This is a genomic window from Vibrio sp. 661 (assembly GCF_033339315.1).
Lineage (GTDB): Bacteria > Pseudomonadota > Gammaproteobacteria > Enterobacterales > Vibrionaceae > Vibrio > Vibrio alginolyticus.
On the sequence record NZ_JAWOUJ010000023.1, the window covers coordinates 44502 to 51643 of the forward strand.

Here is a 7142-nt window from a genome sequence, read left to right on the forward strand (position 1 = left end):
CCCTGCGGCACTCCGCCACGAAAACAAATCCTTAAAATCGACGTTTAGACGTCTATATGTCTACAGAATGTATTGAATACGATTTAATGTCAACCTTGTAATTATGAATTTTTCTCAAGTTAATAATGAAGATAGTTCAAGTTTCTACTTGAGCATCATCTCGCCATTTTGCACGGGTTATGACTTCAGTATGGCACTGATAGGGGAATAAAAAACCCTGGATTAATTCCAGGGTTTTTAGGTCAATCGCAACTTTAAAATAAACCAGCCAATCGGTTGAGGTCGGATTGAATAGCGCCGGCTGTCACTTCTCTGCCTGCGCCTGGTCCTCGAATTACCAGAGGGTTATCTTTGTACCACTTGCTCTCTATGGCAAAAATGTTATCGCATGGCAATAAGTTGGCGAGCGCGTGCTCACGAGATAACGCTTCGACTCCCACCGTTGCTTTACCATTTTTTTCTAAACGCGCCACATAGCGAAGCACTTGATCGTTTCTCTGTGCTTTTGTCAGACGCTCTTGAAGTATTTCACTCAACAATGCTCCATTATCGAAGAAATCATCTAAGCTCAGTTCTCTTAATTCTTCTGGCACCAAAGACTCAACTTTAACGCTGTCTGGTTCTATATCTAGGCCCGATTCTCGAGCCAAGATGACTAACTTACGCATTACATCGGAGCCATCTAAATCAGAACGAGGGTCAGGTTCGGTTAACCCTTGCTGCCAAGCAAGATCGACTAAATCATTAAATGGCACAGAACCATCAAACTGTTGGAACAGCCATGATAACGTCCCCGAGAAAATCCCCGATAGAGCGACGATTTCATCCCCACTGTCACGAAGATCTCGCACGGTATGGTTTATCGGTAACCCAGCACCAACCGTTGCGTTGTATAGCCAATGACGACCAATTTTAGCGAATGCATCTTGAACCTGATGGTAGTACTGACTATCTGCGGAACCGGCCACTTTGTTGGCGGAAATCAAATGAATGCCTTGCTGTGCGATTTCTACGTAGCGCTGAGCCAAATCTTTACTCGCGGTAACATCAAGCACGACGGCTTCATCGTAGCTTTTAAGCGCTCCCAAACGTGCCAGCCAATCCCCATTGTTTGCTATGCTTTCATCATCAAATCGTTCAGCAACACTCACCGCCTCAATACCTTGCTCATCGAACCAATAGGTTTGGCTATCCACAACCGCGACAAGATCAAAGCTCATACCATGACGTTTTTCGAGCTCACTTTTTTGCGTCGCAAATAAATTTAACCAACTAGAACCAATATTACCCTTGCCACATAAAGCCACTGCCACGCGTTTTTGCGCTTGGAACAACTGGCTATGAATCGTTTGAACCAACGCCTCGGTATCAGTACGGCGCAAAACAGCGACTAGGCTCAGCCCTGAGTCTGTTTCAGAGATAAATTCTACCGGAGAGTGCTTTAGCTTCTGATAAAAGCCAAAGCAATGATTGGCGTTTTTCGTAACGCCTGCACCTACCGCAGCTAAGAGCGAGTAACCTTCTTTTAGCTTAATTTCTGCCTCTACCGCAAGCTCTTGCAAGTGTTTCAATGCACCACCGGCGATTTCTGCGGTGTAAGCCAAGCGTAGCGTATGCTGATCGGATTGAGCTTCAAATGCCAATGGCTCTAATTGCGCGCGCTGCAACGCTTGTAATACATCACTCTGTGTTTTTTCGAAGTCGTGCCCATGCATGAAAGACAACTGCACCAATAAAACATCATCCAGTGAAGTAATAATTTTAGCGCCACGACCAGATGCCAATACACGCTCAATACGAGTAGAACCCGACTCTGGCAGATAGCTACACTTGAGATTAAGGTCCATGGTACTTTGCGCCACAGGCTGAAGCGTACGACTGTGTAGCACTGGGGCAGCTAAGCGAGCAAGTTCACTGGCTTCATCCAATCGAAGTAACGGTAATAAACAAGCGTCAGACACCAAACGTGGATCGGCACTATAGACACCAGCAACATCACTCCAAATCGTGACAGTACTGACTTCAGCAAGCGCGCCTATGACCGTTGCAGAATAGTCAGAGCCGTTACGACCAAGTAGGATGGTTTCTCCTGCCTCGTTCTGAGCCATAAAGCCAGTAATTACCACACGTTTATGGTTATGCTGCGCGAGGATCTCTTTAATTAAAGGGTATGAACGAGCGCGATCAACCTCTGGTTGAGTTCCCGCTTCTGCACGTAAAAACGCTCGTGCATCTTGTGCAACCGCAGGGATAGAACGTTGAGATAATAACGCGGCCAATAGGCGAGCAGACCACACTTCTCCGTGCCCCAGTACCGCGGCTTTTTGCGCATTAGTGAGTGGTGCAGTCAGCTCCGAGAGAGTACTGAACTCATCATGTAATAAAGCTAACAGCTCTTCTTTTGCTTCACTCTCCAACAAGCTTTCTATTAGCTCAGTTTGGAACTGTCTCAAGCTTTGAAGCGCTTCATGCGCAATTCGGCCATCTTTACTTAACCCTTCCAAAAACTCAATCAAGCGGTTAGTGGTTTTTCCTGCAGCAGAGACGACCACAAGATCATTTTCTGTCGAATACTCCTTGAGAATACCCACAACGCGTAAGTAGCATTCTGGGTTTGCTAAGCTACTGCCACCAAACTTATGCAGCTGACGTTGTACAGTCATTGTTATCGTCTCCTATTACTGGGTAGCTTTAGCGAACGCTTGTTCTAAATCTGTGATGAGGTCTTGTGCATCTTCCAAACCGACAGACAAACGCAATAGTTGATGAGAGACCCCAGCCTCCGCCAGCGCCTCCTCACCCATTGCACGGTGCGTCATGGATGCTGGGTGGCAAATCAAACTTTCTACACCACCTAATGACTCTGCTAATGAAAACAGTTGGAGCTCTTTCACAAACACCTTTAACTGCTCAAACGAACCAGCAAACTCAAAACTCAACATAGAGCCAAAGCCCGTTTGCTGCTTTTTAGCAATGTCGTGACCTGGATGTTCCGGCAGGCTTGGATGATAGATAGTTTTAACTAACGCTTGTTTCTGTAGGTAAGCTAGTACCTGCTGTGAGCTCTCTTCATGTACTCTCATACGAGCAGCAAGCGTACGAATACCTCGCAGTGTCATGTAACTATCGAAAGGTGTGCCCGTTGCACCAATACAATTACCCCACCATGCAAGCTCTTCTGCATGCGCTTCTGTGTTGGTGATGATTACTCCACCAATTACGTCCGAATGACCGTTGATGTACTTTGTTGTGGAGTGGATAACAAAATCCGCACCTAGCTCTAAAGGTTTTTGGTACACGGGTGTCAAAAAGGTATTGTCCACCGCAACTAACGCGCCGATTTGTTTCGCTTTTTCACAAGTAGCTGCAATATCCACTACGCGAACCAGAGGGTTTGACGGAGTTTCTAGCAAAATGAGTTTTGGTTTTTGTGCCAATGCAGCATCTAAAGCCTGTTCGTCTGATTGATCGACAAACTGAACCTTAAAATCGCCTTTGTTAGCTCGGGTATTAAAAAGACGATAGGTACCACCATAACAATCGTGAGGAGCAATAATGAGATCATCTGGGCCGAGAAAAGCGGAAACCCATAAATTTAATGCCGACGTACCGCAGTTAGTAACAACCGCTCCTTTTCCAGACTCAAGTTCAGATAGCGCACTTTCCAACAGTCCGCGGTTTGGATTACCAGATCGTGTGTAATCATACTTGGGCACTTCACCAAAAGCAGGAAAACCATAGTTAGTGGAAAGATAAATAGGTGGAACGACAGCATGATATTGGCTGTCTGATTCAATACCAGTGCGTACTGCAATGGTCGCAGGTTTGCGAGTGCTCATGGGTGTATCCTTTCACGGGTAATGACTTCTAAATAGGAATGCGCTATATCTAATGAGTAACATAAAGTGATCAACACGCTTCCTTTGCTGTTATGTTCACTTTACTCGTCAAAAAATGAGACGTCAACACTTCTAGACGTCTATATGTCTTTGCTTATGGCGGTAAATGCAGCTAAAATCAGCACCTAAATTATTTTTAACCGATTACATAAATGAAGGTGTGCAATGGCTGACTGGAATGGCGAATACATTAGCCCATATGCAGAGCACGGCAAAAAAAGCGAACAAGTAAAAAAAATTACCGTCTCTATCCCGCTAAAAGTTTTAAAGGTGCTAACTGATGAGCGTACTCGCCGTCAGATCAATAACTTACGCCATGCAACCAATAGCGAATTGCTATGCGAGGCATTTTTGCACGCGTACACAGGTCAGCCACTTCCGACAGATGAAGACCTTCGTAAAGACCGTCCTGATGATATTCCAACAGAAGTAAAAGCGCTGATGACGGAAATGGGCATCGAATTTGAGTCATTCGACGAAGAATAAAAAAGCCTGATAAGAGGTTTCAGGTAATAACTCTTGCCTCGAGCCAAATGAATGACATAAAAAATGGGACGCAATAGCGTCCCATTTTTGTGTATCACATCTGAAAGATATATTACTCTGCCATGTAGTTTTCAGGCATCTCGATACGAGCTACACCTGAATTAACCGCCGCCTGAGCAACCGCTTTTGCAACACGTGGTAGCAAACGTGAATCCATTGGTTTTGGAATAATATAGTCCGCACCAAACTCTAGCTTATCAACACCTGCAGCCTTCAATACGGCTTCAGGTACAGGCTCTTTTGCTAGCTCACGAATCGCCTCAACGGCTGCAAGTTTCATTTCATCATTGATTTCACTTGCACGCACATCAAGAGCACCGCGGAAAATGAATGGGAAACACAATACGTTGTTAACTTGGTTAGGATAATCACTACGGCCAGTACCCATGATCAAGTCATCACGAACTGCGTGAGCAAGTTCCGGCTTGATTTCAGGATCCGGGTTAGAACATGCGAATACGATTGGCTTATCTGCCATCAACTTCAACGCTTCCGCTGGCAATAGGTTTGGACCAGATACACCTAGGAACAGATCTGCACCTTCAATCACGTCTTCTAGTGTGCGCTTATCTGTATTGTTCGCAAATAGCTGCTTATATTCATTAAGATCATCACGACGAGTGTGAATCACACCTTTGCGATCTAGCATGTAGATTTTTTCGCGCATTGCGCCGCATTTGATCAGAAGCTCCATACACGCTACAGCGGCAGCGCCAGCGCCAAGACAAACAATTGTTGAATCTTCAAGTTTCTTACCTTGAAGTTCGATTGCATTCAGCATACCCGCTGCCGTTACAATAGCAGTACCATGTTGATCATCGTGGAATACTGGTACATCACAACGTTCAATCAGACGCTTTTCAATCTCAAAACAGTCTGGTGCTTTAATATCTTCAAGGTTGATACCGCCAAAAGTGTCTGCAATGCTCGCAACAGTATCAACAAATTCATCGATCGTGCGGTGCTTAACTTCAATATCAATAGAGTCAAGACCTGCAAAACGCTTAAACAGTAACGCTTTACCTTCCATCACTGGCTTAGATGCAAGTGGACCTAGGTTACCTAGACCTAGAATAGCGGTACCGTTAGAAATAACAGCAACCATGTTCCCTTTTGCAGTGTACTTGTACACGTTATCCGGGTTTTGTGCGATTTCACGCACTGGCTCTGCAACACCAGGGCTGTAAGCAAGGGCAAGATCACCCGCCGTTTCCGCAGGCTTTGTCAGTTCGACAGCAATCTTTCCTGGAGTTGGATAAGCATGGTAATCCAATGCTTTTTGGCGATGTTCTTCTTCTGGAGTGGCTGCTTGGTGGTTGTCTTCAGACATGGACGTTTCTCTTTTTTATTTTTAGGTAAGGGGGCATAAATTCTATCGGATAGAAATCAAACTTCATAGGCAAGATTGCGAGCAATATCCTTAAAAAGCCGATAATAAAAGAGATTAGACCAGATAACGGGGTTAAGCACCTGATTTTCGAGTCAGGTGCTCTTTCTTCTTACTATTATTGGAGTATGCAAACTCAGAAAGTATCGTTACTCTTCGTCCACGTATTGCGCTTGGAGATAATTCTCAATACCAGACATTTCAATCAAGCCAAGTTGCGTCTCTAGCCAATCAACATGTTCTTCTTCATCTTCAAGAATATCTTGGAAGAGATCTCGAGACACATAATCTCGAATGTCTTCAGCGTAGGCAATCGCATCTTTTAAATCTGGAATAGCCGCCATTTCAAGCTTTAAATCACACTCGAGCATTTCCTTGGTATCTTCACCAATCATCAACTTACCTAAATCTTGTAGGTTCGGTAGGCCTTCAAGGAACAAAATACGCTCAATTAGATGATCGGCATGCTTCATCTCATCGATAGATTCGTGATATTCCTTGTCTGCTAGGTGCTTTAAGCCCCAGTCTTTATACATTCGGGCGTGAAGAAAATACTGATTAATAGCGACGAGCTCGTTACCGAGCACTTTATTGAGATGTTGAATGATGATTGGATCGCCTTTCATGACAAAACCCTCCTCTTTGGCTTCATTTAAATGTAGAAGCAAATGAGAAGGTGTCAAAATGTAAGGCAAATAATTACTGCATACTTACAGCAATTAGCTGGCTTGTTTAAATTCCGTGTAACTAGTTTCCGCTAAAATTTCCTTGGCCTGTTTGATGCACTTACCACATTGGCTGCCCAATGCCGTGCACTTTTTGATTCCTTTAATATCTGTTACGCCTTCATCTATCGCCAACTTCCTAATTTTTTTGTCGGAGACACCATGGCAAAGACAAACGTACATACTCAAAAAACCTATAAAACTAATCTGTGACAAACAATATAAACAAGAATAGTTCTTGTTACCAGTCGCATTATGGTGTCCGCTCAGAATATTTGGTTATAACGATTTTACCGCTGCAGGAAAAGATCAAAGGGTTAAGAGGGGTGAGTAAAAGCGTTAAGAAACAAAGCCGGTAAAACTCTGTTTTTAAATCGAAAAAGTGACGTCTTTTATTTCAACACTTATAACTAAATGTAATCTAGAAATGAAAAAGGGAAGCCTAAGCTTCCCTTTTCGATGCGCTTTCTTCAAAAAGAAGAACAGTGCAAGATTTCGTTTAATTCGTTATGAATTAGTCGAAGATCTTAGCAACAACACCAGCACCTACTGTACGGCCACCTTCACGGATCGCGAAACGTAGAC

At 44.1% G+C, this 7142-nt stretch carries 6 protein-coding genes and 1 pseudogene; 1 reads left to right on the top strand and 6 read right to left on the bottom strand.

The genetic code is table 11. From position 1 onward, the window contains the following. Positions 1 to 254: 254 nt before the first annotated feature. Both R7P69_RS22655 and R7P69_RS22660 read right to left on the bottom strand, forming a co-directional pair. Positions 255 to 2663, bottom strand: coding sequence for a bifunctional aspartate kinase/homoserine dehydrogenase II (locus R7P69_RS22655; RefSeq protein ID WP_064377339.1), 2409 nt, complete (start codon positions 2661 to 2663; stop codon positions 255 to 257). 15 nt (positions 2664 to 2678) lie between these two features. Further along, the gene (locus R7P69_RS22660; RefSeq protein WP_005382793.1) at positions 2679 to 3839 is read right to left on the bottom strand and encodes an O-succinylhomoserine (thiol)-lyase; all 1161 of its coding nucleotides are present in this window, start codon (positions 3837 to 3839) and stop codon (positions 2679 to 2681) included. Between the two features lie 225 nt (positions 3840 to 4064). Here R7P69_RS22660 and metJ point away from each other — a divergent pair, with 225 nt between their 5' ends. Further along, on the top strand, positions 4065 to 4385 hold the full coding sequence (gene metJ, locus R7P69_RS22665; RefSeq protein WP_005381353.1) for a met regulon transcriptional regulator MetJ: 321 nt from the start codon (positions 4065 to 4067) through the stop codon (positions 4383 to 4385). Between the two features lie 112 nt (positions 4386 to 4497). Here metJ and R7P69_RS22670 read toward each other — a convergent pair whose 3' ends face one another. The 4 genes and pseudogenes from R7P69_RS22670 to R7P69_RS22685 form a co-directional block, all read right to left on the bottom strand. Continuing rightward, positions 4498 to 5775, bottom strand: coding sequence for a malic enzyme-like NAD(P)-binding protein (locus R7P69_RS22670; RefSeq protein WP_005381358.1), 1278 nt, complete (start codon positions 5773 to 5775; stop codon positions 4498 to 4500). 206 nt (positions 5776 to 5981) lie between these two features. Next, complete coding sequence (bfr, locus tag R7P69_RS22675) at positions 5982 to 6458, bottom strand: bacterioferritin (RefSeq protein WP_005381359.1); 477 nt, start codon at positions 6456 to 6458, stop codon at positions 5982 to 5984. A 93-nt stretch (positions 6459 to 6551) separates the two neighbouring features. Further along, positions 6552 to 6740, bottom strand: a complete 189-nt coding sequence (locus R7P69_RS22680; RefSeq protein ID WP_318121697.1) for a bacterioferritin-associated ferredoxin — start codon at positions 6738 to 6740, stop codon at positions 6552 to 6554. Positions 6741 to 7071: 331 nt separating this feature from the next. Next, positions 7072 to 7142: pseudogene (locus R7P69_RS22685) on the bottom strand (elongation factor Tu); the annotation flags it as partial.